We start from the raw sequence: 13,661 nt of genomic DNA on the forward strand, positions 1-13,661 counted from the left end.
GAGCCGTAGATGACAGAGCGTCAGAAAGATCGTCCGTGGCTGATGCGGACGTACGCCGGCCACTCGACGGCCGAGGCGTCCAACGAGCTGTACCGGCGCAACCTCGCCAAGGGCCAGACGGGTCTGTCGGTGGCGTTCGACCTGCCGACGCAGACCGGCTACGACCCCGACCACATCCTCGCGCGCGGCGAGGTCGGCCGGGTGGGCGTGCCCGTCTCGCACGTCGGTGACATGCGCCGGCTGTTCCAGGACATCCCCCTGGAGCAGATGAACACCTCGATGACGATCAACGCCACCGCCATGTGGCTGCTGGCGCTCTATCAGGTCGTCGCCGAGGAGCAGGGCGCGGACATCACCAAGCTCCAGGGCACGACCCAGAACGACATCGTCAAGGAGTACCTGTCCCGGGGCACGCACGTCTTCCCGCCGGGACCCTCGCTCCGCCTGACGACGGACATGATCGCGTACACGGTCTCCCACATCCCGAAGTGGAACCCGATCAACATCTGCAGCTACCACCTGCAGGAGGCCGGGGCCACGCCGGTGCAGGAGATCGCGTACGCGATGTCCACCGCGATCGCCGTGCTGGACGCCGTGCGCGACAGCGGCCAGGTGCCGCAGGAGCGCATGGGCGACGTGGTCGCGCGCATCTCCTTCTTCGTGAACGCGGGCGTCCGCTTCGTCGAGGAGATGTGCAAGATGCGGGCGTTCGGCCGCATCTGGGACCAGGTCACCCGCGAGCGGTACGGCATCGAGAACCCCAAGCAGCGCCGCTTCCGCTACGGCGTCCAGGTCAACTCCCTGGGCCTGACCGAGGCGCAGCCGGAGAACAACGTCCAGCGGATCGTGCTGGAGATGCTGGCGGTCACGCTGTCCAAGGACGCCCGCGCGCGTGCCGTCCAGCTCCCGGCCTGGAACGAGGCGCTCGGCCTGCCCCGCCCCTGGGACCAGCAGTGGAGCCTGCGCATCCAGCAGGTGCTCGCCTACGAGAGCGATCTGCTGGAGTACGAGGACATCTTCGACGGCTCGAAGGTGATCGAGGCCAAGGTGGCGCAGCTGGTCACCGACTCCCTCGCCGAGATGGAGCGGATCGAGGAGATGGGCGGCGCGATGGCCGCCGTCGAGTCCGGCTATCTGAAGTCGCAGCTGGTCGCCTCGCACGCGGAGCGGCGGGCCCGGATCGAGTCCGGCGACGAGAAGATCATCGGCGTCAACGCCTTCGAGGGCACCGAGCCCAACCCGCTCACCGCCGACCTGGACACCGCGATCCAGACGGTGGACCCGGCGGTGGAGGCCCGGGTCGTCGAGTCCCTCCAGCGGTGGCGGGACACCCGCTACCAGCCGCCGTTCAACCACCCGCGCCCCTGCAAGGCGCTGGAGCGGCTGAAGGAGGCCGCACGCGGCACCGGCAACCTGATGGAGGCCACCCTGGAGTGCGCCCGGGCCGGGGCCACGACCGGCGAGTGGGCGGGCGCGCTGCGCGAGGTGTTCGGCGAGTACCGGGCGCCCACCGGGGTCTCCTCCGCACCGGTGGCCGTCCCCGTCGAGGCCGGCTCGGCGCTCGCCGAGGTCCGCGCCAAGGTGGACGCCACCGCCCGCGACCTGGGTGTCGGCAAGCTGCGCTTCCTGGTCGGCAAGCCGGGCCTCGACGGGCACTCCAACGGCGCCGAGCAGATCGCCGTACGCGCCCGCGACGCCGGGTTCGAGGTGGTCTACCAGGGCATCCGGCTCACCCCCGAGCAGATCGTGGACGCGGCCCTCGCGGAGGACGTGCACGCGGTCGGCCTGTCGATCCTGTCCGGCTCGCACGCCCAGCTGGTCCCGGACGTGCTCCAGCGCCTGCGTGTGGCGGGTGCCACAGATATACCGGTGATCGCAGGTGGCATCATCCCGAACGGTGACGCCGAGCAGCTCAGGGCCGCCGGAGTGGCCGCCGTCTTCACCCCGAAGGACTTCGACATCACCGGGATCATCGGCCGCATCGTCGACGAGATCCGGACCGCGAACAAGCTCGACCCCTTGGAGGTCCCCGCATGACCGCCCCCGTCAACCGTCTCCGCCCGCGGCGTTCGTGTCTCGCCGTACCCGGCTCGAACCCGCGCTTCCTGGAGAAGGCGCAGGGCCTGCCGGCGGACCAGGTCTTCCTGGACCTGGAGGACGCGTGCGCCCCGCTCGCCAAGCCCGAGGCGCGGCACACCATCGTCAAGTTCCTCAACGAGGGTGACTGGACGGGCAAGACACGGGTGGTCCGCGTCAACGACTGGACGACCGAGTGGACGTACCGCGATGTCGTGACGGTCGTCGAGGGCGCCGGTCCGAACCTCGACTGCATCATGCTGCCGAAGGTGCAGAACGCCGAGCAGATCGTGGCGCTCGACCTGCTGCTCACCCAGATCGAGAAGACGATGGGCTTCGAGGTCGGCCGGATCGGCATCGAGGCGCAGATCGAGAACGCGCAGGGCCTGAACAACGTCAACGCGATCGCGCAGGCGTCCCCGCGCATCGAGACCATCATCTTCGGCCCGGCCGACTTCATGGCCTCCATCAACATGAAGTCCCTGGTCGTGGGCGAGCAGCCGCCCGGCTACCCGGCGGACGCCTACCACTACATCCTGATGAAGATCCTGATGGCCGCCCGCGCCAACGACCTCCAGGCGATCGACGGCCCCTACCTCCAGATCCGCAACGTCGACGGCTACCGCGCGGTCGCCCAGCGCGCCGCCGCGCTCGGCTTCGACGGCAAGTGGGTGCTGCACCCGGGCCAGGTCGAGGCCTCCAACGAGATCTTCTCGCCCTCGCAGGAGGACTACGACCACGCCGAGCTGATCCTGGACGCGTACGACTACTACACGTCCGAGGCCGGCGGCAAGAAGGGCTCCGCGATGCTCGGCGACGAGATGATCGACGAGGCCAGCCGCAAGATGGCCCTGGTCATCTCCGGCAAGGGGCGCGCGGCCGGCATGCGCCGCACCACCAAGTTCGAGATCCCGGAGGGCTGAGCGCGATGCAGTTCGGACGCACCTACGAGGAGTTCGAGGTCGGGGCGACGTACAAGCACTGGCCGGGCAAGACGGTCACGGAGTACGACGACCATCTGTTCTGTCTCCTCACCATGAACCACCACCCGCTCCACATGGACACCAACTACGCGGAGAAGACGACGGACTTCGGCAAGAACGTCGTCGTCGGGAACTACATCTACTCGCTGCTGCTCGGCATGTCCGTGCCGGACATCTCCGGCAAGGCGATCGCCAACCTGGAGATCGAGTCGCTCAAGCACGTGGCGCCGACCTTCCACGGCGACACCGTCTACGGCCAGACGACCGTGCTGGACAAGTGGCCGTCGAAGTCGAAGAACGACCGCGGCATCGTCTACGTCGAGACCAAGGGCTACAAGCAGGACGGCACCCTGGTCTGCGTCTTCCGCCGCAAGGTGATGGTCCCGACCGAGACGTACATCAAGGAGCGCGGCGGCGAGCAGCCGGGCCGCCCGCCCGTCTCCCACCACCCTCGAACGACGCCCCTGCGGGACGACACCCCCCGTTCGGAACCCAAGCAGCAGGAGAAGTAGGCCATGGCCCGTCTCGCCCAGACCGCCGGTCTGACCGACGTCCAGCAGGAGATCGTCTCCACCGTCCGGGACTTCGTCGACAAGGAGATCATCCCGGTCGCGACCGAGCTGGAGCACCGCGACGAGTACCCGCAGCAGATCGTGGACGGGCTCAAGGAGCTGGGCCTGTTCGGTCTGATGATCCCCGAGGAGTACGGGGGTCTGGGCGAGTCGCTGCTCACCTACGCGCTGTGCGTCGAGGAGATCGCCCGCGGCTGGATGTCGGTGTCCGGCATCATCAACACCCACTTCATCGTCGCGTACATGCTCAAGCAGCACGGCACGCAGGAGCAGAAGGACCACTTCCTGCCGCGGATGGCGGCCGGTGACATCCGGGGCGCCTTCTCGATGTCGGAGCCGGCGCTGGGCTCCGACGTGTCGGCGATCAGCTCCAAGGCGGTCAAGGACGGCGAGGAGTACGTCCTGACCGGCCAGAAGATGTGGCTGACCAACGGCGGCACGTCGTCGCTGGTGGCCGTCCTGGTGCGCAGCGACGAGGGCCACCCGGAGGGCACGGCCCCGCACAAGTCCATGACCACCTTCCTGGTCGAGAAGGAGCCGGGCTTCGGCGAGGTCCGCCCGGGCCTCACCGTCCCCGGCAAGATCGAGAAGATGGGCTACAAGGGCGTCGACACCACCGAGCTGATCATGGACGGGCTGCGGGTCCCGGCCGATCGGGTGCTCGGCGGCGTCACCGGCCGAGGTTTTTACCAAATGATGGACGGCGTGGAGGTCGGCCGGGTCAATGTCGCGGCCCGCGGTTGCGGTGTCGCCCAGCGCGCCTTCGAGCTGGGTGTGCGGTACGCCCAGCAGCGGCACACCTTCGGCAAGGCGATCGCCCAGCACCAGGCCATCCAGTTCAAGCTGGCCGAGATGGCGACCAAGGTCGAGGCCGCCCACGCGATGATGGTCAACGCGGCGCGCAAGAAGGACTCCGGGCAGCGCAACGACCTGGAGGCCGGCATGGCGAAGTACCTCGCCTCCGAGTACTGCAAGGAGGTCGTGGAGGACGCCTTCCGCATCCACGGCGGGTACGGTTTCTCCAAGGAGTACGAGATCGAGCGCCTGTATCGTGAGGCGCCGATGCTGCTCATCGGTGAAGGTACCGCCGAGATCCAGAAAATGATCATCGGCCGCCGGTTGCTCGAAGAGTATCGATTCCAGGGCTGATTGTCCGTATACGGGGTGTTTTCTTCGAGGGGAAGATCACACCCCGTAGAGGTTGTTCAGCCGGTCTTCGGCCGCCGACTCGGCTTCCTGGCTTACCCAGTTGTGGCCCGCGACCGGTACGATCCCCGGAAAAGCCGCCGTCCCCCGTCTTGTGCGGCCTCATCCGCTACGAAGGTCATCCATGCCCCACAGCCAAACCTCTGCACCTCGCGACAGCCGAGCCGGCGTACGCCTCGCGCGCGGAGCATCGCCGTGGCTTCTCCCGACCGTCGCCACCGCAGCCCTCAGCCTGGCCCGCGCCCGCCGCTCGGGCGCCGCCAAGGCCGTCGCCGTGCCCGCCACCGCGCTCGCGGCGGGCATGCTGTGGTTCTTCCGCGACCCCGAGCGAGAGATCGCCCCGGGCCGGGTCATCTCCCCGGCCGACGGTGTGGTGCAGAGCATCATGCCCTGGAAGGACGGTCGCACCCGCGTCGCCATCTTCATGAGCCCGCTCAATGTTCATGTCAACCGCGCGCCGCTCGCGGGCACGGTGACGTCGGTCGAGCACATTCCCGGCGGCTTTGTTCCGGCTTTCAACAAGGAGAGCGAGAACAACGAGCGCGTAGTCTGGCATTTCGACACCGAACTCGGCGACATCGAGATGATCCAGATCGCCGGCGCGGTGGCCCGTCGCATCGTGCCCTACCTCCCGTCGGGCACGAAGGTCGAGCAGGGCGACCGTATCGGTCTGATCCGCTTCGGCTCGCGTGTCGATCTCTACCTGCCCGAGGGCGTGGAGGTGGCGGTCGAGGTCGGACAGAAGACCGTGGCTGGGGTGACTCGCATTGACCGTGATTGATCCGGAGACCCAGGCGAACTGGGTGCCCGAGGCCGACGAGATGGACGACGAGGAGGAGATGCCGCTCTCGCTCCGCCTGTCGATAGCGGACACCCTCACGCTCGGTAACGCCACGTGCGGCTTCATGGCGGTGTACTTCACCACCACCGGCATCCTGATCCCGCACCTCACCGGCAGCCAGGAGTCCGGCATGGCCCGCCACAGCGCGGCCACGGCGGTCATCCTGATGCTCTGCGCGGCGGTGTTCGACCTGTTCGACGGACTGGTGGCGCGCAAGCTGCGGTCCTCGCCGATGGGCGCGGAGCTGGACAACCTCTCCGACCTGATCAGCTTCGGCCTCGCGCCGGCGTACTTCGTCCTCGTCTACGGCATGGTCGCGGACGACGCGCACCAGAGAGTGGCGGCGCTCGGGGCAATCGTGGTGCTCCTGGCCGTCGTCCTGCGGCTCGCCCGCTTCTCGTGCGTGACGATGAAGGACGGCGTGTTCCAGGGCATGCCCTCGCCGTTCGGCGCGCTCACCGTGGTCTCGATCGTGCTCCTGGAGCTGCCGTTCGTGGCGACGCTGCTGGCGATCGTCGGTACGGCGTGGCTGATGGTGAGCCGGGTCGAGTACCCGAAGCCGCGGGGGCGGCTCGCCGGGGCGATGCTGTCCTGGATCGTCCTGTCCATGGGCCTCCTGGCGGCCTGGGCCTTCGACGCTCCGAGCGGTCAGCTGCTCCTTCAGACGGGGTGTGCGCTCCAGCTGGTCATGGGCGCGGTGATCCCGCTGTTCGCGACGGCGCGGCGGGTGAACAACTTCCGCGACAACCGGCGGGAGGCGCGGGCGGCGCAGTTGCCGTGACGGCGTCTTGACCGAGGGCCCCGAATCCAGGGTTGGCTGGAGTCGGGGCCCTTGCTCTTTTCGGCCGGGCGGGGTGAACGTACCGGGTTCCGCCCGGGGGCTCCGGCACCGCCCGGGGGCTCCCCCCCCCCAGACCCCCAGACCCCCCCCAGACCCCCAGACCCCCGGCCCTATGCCCACCCACCACCCGACTCGGTCGGCCGAGGAGCGGGCGCCGGGGAGTCCCGGTTGCCGGCGCCGGGAGATGGCTGCCGCTCTCGGCGACGCCCCGCGCGGGCGCCGGGCGTTCCCTCCGGTCGGCCGAGCCCTCTGCGCTCACCTTCCAGCCGAGAGTTTCGGGTGGGCGGGTGGGAAAAGGGGGTCTGGGGGCGGAGCCCCCAGGGGGTCAGGTCAGCAGGTCCTCGGCGAGGTGGGACGCGACGCGTTCCAGGATCGGCCCGGCGGACGCGATGCAGCGGGAGACGTCGGGCTCGACGGACGTCAGGGGGTAGGCCCGGCTGATCCCGGCCGCCCGCAGCGCACGCTCCTCCAGCGCCAGCCGCCCGCACACCGCCACCACCTCCCTGCCCGCCGCCCGCGCCGCCGCCGCGACCCCCGCCGGGGCCTTGCCGTGCAGCGTCTGCTCGTCCAGGGAGCCCTCGCCGGTGATCACCAGGGACGCCCGGTCCAGCGCGGGCGCGAAGCCGAGGACGTCGAGCATGATCTCGATCCCGGGCCGGAACCGCGCCCCGAGCAGCAGCGCGCCGTAACCGATGCCGCCCGCCGCCCCCGCGCCCGGCGCCGCCGCGTACTCCACCGCCTTCGCCCCGACCGCGGCCTCCAGCACCCTCACGTAGCGTCCGAGCGCCGCGTCCAGGGCCCGTATGTCGTCCGGCGAGGCCCCCTTCTGCGGGCCGTACACCGCGGGCGCGCCCTTCGGTCCGGTCAGCGGGTTGTCGACGTCGCTGGCGAGCACCAGGGAGACGGAGGACAGCCGGGGGTCGAGACCGGAGAGGTCGGCGCGGGCCACGTCGGCCAGACCGCCGCCCCCCGGCGGCACCGGCTCCCCGTCCGCCCCCAGGAACCGCGCCCCGAGCGCCGCCAGCATGCCCGCGCCGCCGTCCGTCGTGGCACTGCCGCCGACACCGAACACGATCGTCCGGGCGCCCGCGTCCAGCGCGGCCCGCAGCAGCTCACCGGAGCCGTACGTGGAGGCCGTCAGCGGGGCGAAGACACCGGCCGGCAGCCGGTGCAGTCCGCTCGCCTCGGCCATCTCCACCACCGCGGTGCCGTCGCGCAGCGCGAACGCCGCCGTCACCGTCTCCCCCAGCGGCCCGGCCACCCGCACCTCACGGCGCTCGAACCCGGCCGCGACCGCCGCCGCCACGGTCCCGTCGCCGCCGTCCGCGACGGGCAGCGCCTCGACCACCAGGTCCGGCACCACCCGGCGCAGCCCGGCCGTCACCCGCTCGGCGACCTGCACGGCCGTCAGCGAGCCCTTGAACTTGTCCGCGGCGATGAGTACCCGACGGCTCTCGCCCACAGCTTCCGCCACCTTGCCATCCCCTTGCTCTCCGGGCCCCGCACTCGTCGGGACCGGTCGCGCCGCTGCGACCCTAACCTCGGCGCCCCCTCGCCGTCATGCCCCGACCACGGGCTGAGCTGGCCCGGGGGCGGGTCCGGGGAAAACGGGCAGCCCCCTGCCATGAGCAGCGAGCGGCCCCCGCCCACCGATCTCGCCGACCGGATCCACGGCGGCCGGCTCGGCCGGATCACGGGCAACATGCTCGGCAAGCCGGTCGAGCGGGGCGAGGTGTGGACCCGTCCGCGCATCGACCGGTGCCCAGGCGGCTGCGGCGCGCTGCCGCTCACCGACTACCTGCCGGAACCCGCCGACCCGGCCGACACCGCCCTACCGCGCCCCGAGCGGCGCTCCCGCGTCCGCGGCCGGATCCACGGCAGCTGCCGCGACGACGACGTGGACTACACGCTCCTCGGACTGCATCTGCTGGAGAGCCGCGGCCTCGGCTTCAGCACCGAGGACGTCGGCGGGCTGTGGCTGCTGCGGCTGCCGTACCTCCAGACCTTCACCGCGGAACGGGCCGCGTACCGCAATCCGGCGAACGGGCTGCGGCCCCCGCTGACGGCGACGTACGACAACCCCTACCAGGAGTGGATCGGCGCCCTCATCCGCGCGGACGTCTTCGGCTGGGCCTGCCCCGGCGATCCCGGGCGCGCGGCCGGTCCGGCCCGGCGGGACGCCGTGCTGTCGCACACGGGCAACGGTGTGTACGGCGCCATGTTCGCGGCCGCGCTGATCGCGGCCGCCTTCACCGCGCCGAGCGTGCGGGCCGCGCTGGGGAGCGCGCTCGGCGTGATCCCGGCGAGTGGCCGCCTCGCCCGGGGCGTGCGCCGCGTCATGTCGCCGCACGAGGCCGGGCTGGACTGGGCGGACACCGTGGACACCGCGACCGGGGAGAGTCCCGGGGCTGGATCCATGTGGTGCCGAACGCGGCCGTCCTCACCGCGGGGCTGCTGTACGGCGACGACGACTTCACCCGCACCCCCGCCCTGACCGTGCGCGGCGGTCTGGACACCGGCTCCAACGGGGCGACGGCGGGCTCGGCGGCCGGGGTCCGCACCGACGCCGCCACGCTGCCCGGCCACTGGACGGAGCCCCTCGAAGACACGGTCCGCAGCGCGGTGTTCGGGTTCGACGGGGTGCGGATCAGCGCGCTGGCCGAACGCAGGGTGCGCCTGGCACGAGGCGGTTCGCAGCCCTGCCCCCGGCCCCGGCTGGATACCCTGCCCCCATGACCTCCACCGCTGACTACGCCGCGTACATCGCCTCACTGCCCCGGGTGCTCGCCGGGGCCGCCGCGCTCTTCCGGGACGGGGCAGGCCGGGTGCTGCTGGTCGAGCCCAACTACCGTGAGGGATGGGGGCTTCCGGGCGGCACGGTGGAGTCGGACAACGGGGAGACGCCCCGGCAGGGGGCCCGGCGGGAGACGCTGGAGGAGATCGGGCTCGACCGGGCGCCTGGGCGGCTGCTCGCCGTGGACTGGGTGCCGGGGACGGGACGGCCGCCGTTGGTGGCGTACGTGTACGACGGCGGGGTGCTCACCGACGACGAACTGGGCGCGATCCGGCTCCAGGAGGAGGAGCTGCTGTCCTGGCGGCTGGTCCCGCGCTCGGAACTCGCCGCGCACCTGCCCGGCGCCCTCGGCCGCCGCGTCCTCGCCGCCCTCGACGCCCTCGCCGACGGCTCCGGCCCGGCCGAGCTGGAGAACGGCCACCGGGTGGACTGACGCGCGAGGCGCCGCGTCGGCCGCGTCGATATCCATTCGCCCCGCCCGCCCCCGCGCCCTACCCTCGCCCCATGGGCAAGCCTCTCGTGGCCATTCTCAGTGGCGCAGGTATCTCCACCGATTCCGGGATCCCCGACTACCGGGGCCCGGACGGGCTGTGGCGGCGCGACCCCGAGGCCGAGAAGCTGGTGACCTACGAGTACTACATGGGTGATGCGGAGATCCGGCGCCGGTCCTGGCAGATGCGGCGCGGTACCCACGCGCTGGGGGCCCGGCCCAACGCCGCCCACCGGGCGATCGCCGAGCTGGAGCGGTCCGGGGTACCGGTCCGGGTGATCACACAGAACGTGGACGGCCTGCACCAGCTCGCCGGTACGTCCGCCCGCAAGGTTCTCGAACTGCACGGCACCGCCCGGGAGTTCATCTGCACCCTGTGCCATACGCGCGGCCCGATGGAGGAGGCCCTGGAGCGCCTGGACGCCGGTGAGGACGACCCCCGGTGCCGGGAGTGCGGCGGCATCCTGAAGTCCGCCACCGTGATGTTCGGCGAACACCTCGACCCCCTGGTCCTCGGCCAGGCCGTGGCCGTCACCAAGGCGTGCCAGGTGTTCATCGCCGTCGGCAGCAGCCTCCAGGTCCAGCCCGCCGCCGGCCTCGCGGGCGTCGCCGCCGACCACGGCGCCCGCCTGATCGTCGTCAACGCGGAACCCACGCCGTACGACGACCGGGCGGACGAGGTGATCCGCGAACCCATCGGGACCGCGCTGCCCCGGCTGCTGGCCGCCCTCGCCGAGGACGCGGCGGCCGGGGACGCGGCAGCCGGGGACGCGGCAGCCGGGGACCCGGCGGGCTGACTCAGAACAGGGCCGTGCCGCGTTCGAAGTCCAGGAGGCGGCGTTTGCGGTCGAGGCCGCCGCCGTAGCCGGTGAGGCTGCCGTCGCTGCCGACGACGCGGTGGCAGGGCACGATGATGCTGATGGGGTTGCGGCCGTTGGCGAGGCCGACGGCGCGGGAGGCGCCGGGGTTGCCGAGAGTGTCGGCGAGCTGGCCGTAGGTGCGGGTCTCGCCGTAGGGGATGCGGGTGAGCTGGTCCCAGACGCGTCGCTGGAACGGGGTTCCGCGCAGGTTGAGTTCGAGGGTGAACTCGCGCAACTCGCCCGTGTAGTAGGCCTCCAGCTGCTCCCGCGCGGCGGTGAAGCAGGGCAGCGAGTCGTCGCGGAGGCCGAAGCTCTCCTCGGGCGGGCGGTGCCGCTGGCTGGTCATGTAGAGGCCGCACAGGGCGCCGTCGGCGGCGACCATGGTGAGCCGGCCGTACGGACTGTCGGTCTCGGTGTGGCGGATCATGGAGGAACTTTCTTATACGGGAAGGAAGTTGACCGGGTGGCTGTCGGTCGCCCACAGATACTGCACCGCGTACGCCCGCCACGGACGCCATGCCTCGGCGCGCGCGGTGAGCGCGGCGGGGGTGGACGGCAGCCCCAGCTCACCGGCCGCGCGGCGGATGCCGAGGTCGGTGGGCAGGAAGGCGTCCGGATCGCCCAGGGCGCGCATGGCGATGACGTCGACCGTCCAGGGTCCGAAGCCGGGCAGCGCGAGCAGCCGGGCGCGGGCCTCGGCCCAGTCGGATTCCACCCCCAAGTGGAGGGTACCGTCGGCGAGTTGACCCACCAGAGTGGTGAAGGTGGTGCGCCGGGTGCGAGGCATCGCCAGGGTCTCGGGGTCGAGGGCGGCCAGCGCCCCGGGCGACGGGAAGAGATGGGTGAGGCCGCCCTCCGGGTCGTCCAGGGGCTTGCCGTGCGCGGTGACGAGGCGGGCCGCGTGGGTGCGGGCGGCGGCCGTGGACACCTGCTGTCCGAGTACGGCCCGTACGGCGAACTCGGCCTCGTCCACCGTGCGCGGCACCCGGCGGCCGGGCGCCTTCTCGACCAGCGGGGCGAGCAGCGGGTCGGTGCGCAGCCGGTCGTCGACGGCGACCGGGTCGGCGTCCAGGTCGAGCATCCGGCGGCAGCGGCTGATCGCCACGGCCAGGTCGCGCAGATCGCTGAGGGTGAGGCGGCAGGCGACGTGGTCGGGGCGCGGGCCGAGGGCGACGATGCCGTGGCCGTACGGCAGCCGGAGGGTGCGGCGGTAGGCGCCGTTCCGCCATTCCTCGACGCCGGGTACGGCGGTGGCGGCGAGGTGGCCGAAGAGGTTGCCCGGGTTGAGCGGGGCGCGGAACGGCAGCCGCAGGGACAGCGTGCCCGGCGTGCTGTCGCCCGGCGCGCGGCCGGCCGGGACGCGGCGGCGCAGCTCGCTCGGGGAGAGGGCGAAGACCTCGCGGACGGTGTCGTTGAAGGCGCGGATGGAGGAGAACCCGGCCGCGAAGGCGATCTCCGCCATCGGCAGCGCGGTGGTCTCGATGAGCAGCCGGGCGGTCTGGGCGCGCTGGGCGCGGGCCAGCGCGAGGGGTCCCGCGCCCAGCTCGGCGAGCAGCTGGCGCTCCACCTGGCGGGTGCTGTAGCCGAGCCGGGCGGCGAGGCCGGGCACGCCCTCGCGGTCCACGACGCCGTCGGTGATCAGGCGCATGGCGCGGGCCACCAGGTCGGCGCGCTGGTTCCATTCCGGTGAGCCGGGGCTGGTGTCCGGGCGGCATCTCTTGCAGGCGCGGAACCCGGCCTGCTGGCAGGCGGCCGCGCTCGGGTAGAACGTCATGTTCCGGGGCTTGGGCGGGACGACGGGGCAGCTGGGCCGGCAGTAGATGCCGGTGGTCAGCACGGCCGTGTAGAACCATCCGTCGAACCGGGCGTCCTTGGACTGCACGGCGCGTACGCAATGCTCCCGGTCGAGGTGCGTCGCTGTCTGCATGTCTCCAGGATGACCAGGGCGGAAGCGGCGCGCTGGCGGAATTCCGACACGTAGGCCGGGCCGCCGCCGGTGGCCGTCAGCGGGCCCGCTCACGGAACGCGCCGACCCACTGCGCCGTGGCGCGCAGGCCGCCGAACGTGTAGAAGTGCACCTTGACCACGCCGTGGCGCGCGGGGTCGTACCGTTCGCCGAGCGCGTGCAGGAAGCGGTCGGGGCCCGCCGTGCCCAGCAGATTGGTCAGCGAGAAGCCGTACTTGCGGGCCACGGAGGCGCTGGTGGTGACGCCGAAGCGGGTGGCGTAGCCGACGAGGCGGCGGATGCCGGCGGGGCCGGGGACGCCGATGCGGACGGGCAGGTCGACGCCCCGGGCGCGGACGGCCGCCAGCCAGTCGAGGACCGGGTCGGCGTCGAAGCCGAACTGGGTGATCACATCGCCGGTGAAGGGTCCGGCGCCGATGGCCGCCGCCTTGTCGGTGAGCGCCGACCACAGCGCGGGGCCGGATATCGCGGGGTGGCCCTCGGGATAGCCGCTGATGCCGATGTGGCGCACCCCGTAGCGCTCCAGCAGTCCGGTGCGGATGACGGCGAGGGCGTCCTCGTACGGCCCCTCGGGGCGGGCCGGGTCGCCGCCGACGACGAACACGTCGGCCGCGGTGCCGTCCTCGGCGAGGCCCGCGAGGAACTCCTCCAGGGCCGCGCGCGAGGGCAGCCGGCGGGCGGATATGTGGGGCACGGGGACGAAGCCGAGCCGGCGGACCGCGCGGGCGGCGGCGAGCCGGGTGGCGTGGTCCTCACCGGCGAGGAAGGTGACGTTGATCCGGGTGCCCCGCGGGATGCTGCCCCGCGCCTCCTCCAGCGCGGGCACGTCCTTGCCGGTCATCTCCAGCGAGAAGTCGTCCAGCAGGCCGGTGCCCACCGCGGCGGGGACGGTGACGGCGGGGTTCATCGGACTCCTTGCGGCTCGGGCACGGCTCGCCTCTTCGGCATCGGCCTGTGGTCAGGCACTGCGCGCGATGCTACCCAAACCCGTACACGGGACCGGCACGGCGGGGGCCACCGGAAACCGATGAC

12 protein-coding genes and 1 pseudogene are annotated in these 13,661 nt (G+C 72.0%); 9 read left to right on the forward strand and 4 right to left on the reverse strand.

Annotated features, from left to right (window positions below):
* Positions 1 to 9 precede the first annotated feature (9 nt).
* The 6 genes from QHG49_RS06945 to pssA all read left to right on the forward strand — a co-directional run bounded on the left by QHG49_RS06945 (position 10) and on the right by pssA (position 6,459).
* Positions 10 to 2,037, forward strand: a complete 2,028-nt coding sequence (locus QHG49_RS06945) for a protein meaA (RefSeq protein WP_159706309.1) — start codon at positions 10 to 12, stop codon at positions 2,035 to 2,037.
* Positions 2,034 to 2,999, forward strand: a complete 966-nt coding sequence (locus tag QHG49_RS06950; protein ID WP_145486326.1) for a CoA ester lyase — start codon at positions 2,034 to 2,036, stop codon at positions 2,997 to 2,999. The genes QHG49_RS06945 and QHG49_RS06950 overlap by 4 nt, the downstream gene beginning before the upstream one ends.
* A 5-nt stretch (positions 3,000 to 3,004) precedes the next feature.
* A complete protein-coding gene (locus QHG49_RS06955) occupies positions 3,005 to 3,571 on the forward strand; it encodes a MaoC family dehydratase (RefSeq protein ID WP_159706307.1) in 567 nt (188 codons plus the stop codon).
* A gap of 3 nt (positions 3,572 to 3,574) precedes the next feature.
* The gene (locus QHG49_RS06960) at positions 3,575 to 4,780 is read left to right on the forward strand and encodes an acyl-CoA dehydrogenase family protein (protein WP_145486328.1); all 1,206 of its coding nucleotides are present in this window, start codon (positions 3,575 to 3,577) and stop codon (positions 4,778 to 4,780) included.
* Positions 4,781 to 4,961: 181 nt separating this feature from the next.
* Positions 4,962 to 5,618 (forward strand): phosphatidylserine decarboxylase, encoded by a 657-nt coding sequence (locus tag QHG49_RS06965; protein WP_145486329.1) that lies wholly within the window; start codon positions 4,962 to 4,964, stop codon positions 5,616 to 5,618.
* A gap of 22 nt (positions 5,619 to 5,640) precedes the next feature.
* Positions 5,641 to 6,459, forward strand: coding sequence for a CDP-diacylglycerol--serine O-phosphatidyltransferase (pssA, locus tag QHG49_RS06970; RefSeq protein WP_145486461.1), 819 nt, complete (start codon positions 5,641 to 5,643; stop codon positions 6,457 to 6,459).
* Between the two features lie 385 nt (positions 6,460 to 6,844).
* On the opposite strand, the gene QHG49_RS06975 is transcribed toward pssA, so the two are convergent.
* Positions 6,845 to 7,981, reverse strand: a complete 1,137-nt coding sequence (locus QHG49_RS06975; RefSeq protein WP_301487865.1) for a glycerate kinase — start codon at positions 7,979 to 7,981, stop codon at positions 6,845 to 6,847.
* 240 nt (positions 7,982 to 8,221) lie between these two features.
* Here QHG49_RS06975 and QHG49_RS06980 point away from each other — a divergent pair.
* The 3 genes and pseudogenes from QHG49_RS06980 to QHG49_RS06990 all read left to right on the forward strand — a co-directional run bounded on the left by QHG49_RS06980 (position 8,222) and on the right by QHG49_RS06990 (position 10,600).
* A pseudogene (locus QHG49_RS06980) lies at positions 8,222 to 9,255 on the forward strand (ADP-ribosylglycohydrolase family protein).
* Positions 9,252 to 9,746 carry an NUDIX hydrolase gene (locus QHG49_RS06985; RefSeq protein ID WP_301487867.1) on the forward strand — a complete coding sequence of 165 codons (495 nt, stop codon included), beginning with the start codon at positions 9,252 to 9,254 and terminating at the stop codon, positions 9,744 to 9,746. Before QHG49_RS06980 ends, QHG49_RS06985 begins: the two are co-directional and overlap by 4 nt.
* 71 nt (positions 9,747 to 9,817) lie before the next feature.
* Positions 9,818 to 10,600 (forward strand): Sir2 family NAD-dependent protein deacetylase, encoded by a 783-nt coding sequence (locus tag QHG49_RS06990; RefSeq protein ID WP_301487869.1) that lies wholly within the window; start codon positions 9,818 to 9,820, stop codon positions 10,598 to 10,600.
* 1 nt (position 10,601) lies between these two features.
* Here QHG49_RS06990 and QHG49_RS06995 read toward each other — a convergent pair whose 3' ends face one another.
* The 3 genes from QHG49_RS06995 to QHG49_RS07005 form a co-directional block, all read right to left on the reverse strand.
* Entirely contained in the window at positions 10,602 to 11,090 is a 489-nt protein-coding gene (locus QHG49_RS06995) for a methylated-DNA--[protein]-cysteine S-methyltransferase (RefSeq protein WP_159706299.1), read from the reverse strand.
* A 12-nt stretch (positions 11,091 to 11,102) separates the two neighbouring features.
* Entirely contained in the window at positions 11,103 to 12,590 is a 1,488-nt protein-coding gene (locus tag QHG49_RS07000) for an AlkA N-terminal domain-containing protein (protein WP_301487873.1), read from the reverse strand.
* 76 nt (positions 12,591 to 12,666) lie between these two features.
* Positions 12,667 to 13,536: a methylenetetrahydrofolate reductase gene (locus QHG49_RS07005; RefSeq protein WP_186337691.1), complete on the reverse strand. Its 870-nt coding sequence runs from the start codon at positions 13,534 to 13,536 to the stop codon at positions 12,667 to 12,669.
* Positions 13,537 to 13,661: the final 125 nt, after the last annotated feature.

Source organism: Streptomyces sp. WP-1 (genome assembly GCF_030450125.1).
Lineage (GTDB): Bacteria > Actinomycetota > Actinomycetes > Streptomycetales > Streptomycetaceae > Streptomyces > Streptomyces incarnatus.

Coding starts and splice junctions, on each gene's coding strand:
- QHG49_RS06945 (WP_159706309.1), top strand. CDS start 10: ATGACAGAGCGTCAGAAAGATCGTCCGTGGCTGATGCGGACGTACGCC.
- QHG49_RS06950 (WP_145486326.1), top strand. CDS start 2,034: ATGACCGCCCCCGTCAACCGTCTCCGCCCGCGGCGTTCGTGTCTCGCC.
- QHG49_RS06955 (WP_159706307.1), top strand. CDS start 3,005: ATGCAGTTCGGACGCACCTACGAGGAGTTCGAGGTCGGGGCGACGTAC.
- QHG49_RS06960 (WP_145486328.1), top strand. CDS start 3,575: ATGGCCCGTCTCGCCCAGACCGCCGGTCTGACCGACGTCCAGCAGGAG.
- QHG49_RS06965 (WP_145486329.1), top strand. CDS start 4,962: ATGCCCCACAGCCAAACCTCTGCACCTCGCGACAGCCGAGCCGGCGTA.
- QHG49_RS06985 (WP_301487867.1), top strand. CDS start 9,252: ATGACCTCCACCGCTGACTACGCCGCGTACATCGCCTCACTGCCCCGG.
- QHG49_RS06990 (WP_301487869.1), top strand. CDS start 9,818: ATGGGCAAGCCTCTCGTGGCCATTCTCAGTGGCGCAGGTATCTCCACC.
- QHG49_RS06995 (WP_159706299.1), bottom strand. CDS start 11,090: ATGATCCGCCACACCGAGACCGACAGTCCGTACGGCCGGCTCACCATG.
- QHG49_RS07000 (WP_301487873.1), bottom strand. CDS start 12,590: ATGCAGACAGCGACGCACCTCGACCGGGAGCATTGCGTACGCGCCGTG.
- QHG49_RS07005 (WP_186337691.1), bottom strand. CDS start 13,536: ATGAACCCCGCCGTCACCGTCCCCGCCGCGGTGGGCACCGGCCTGCTG.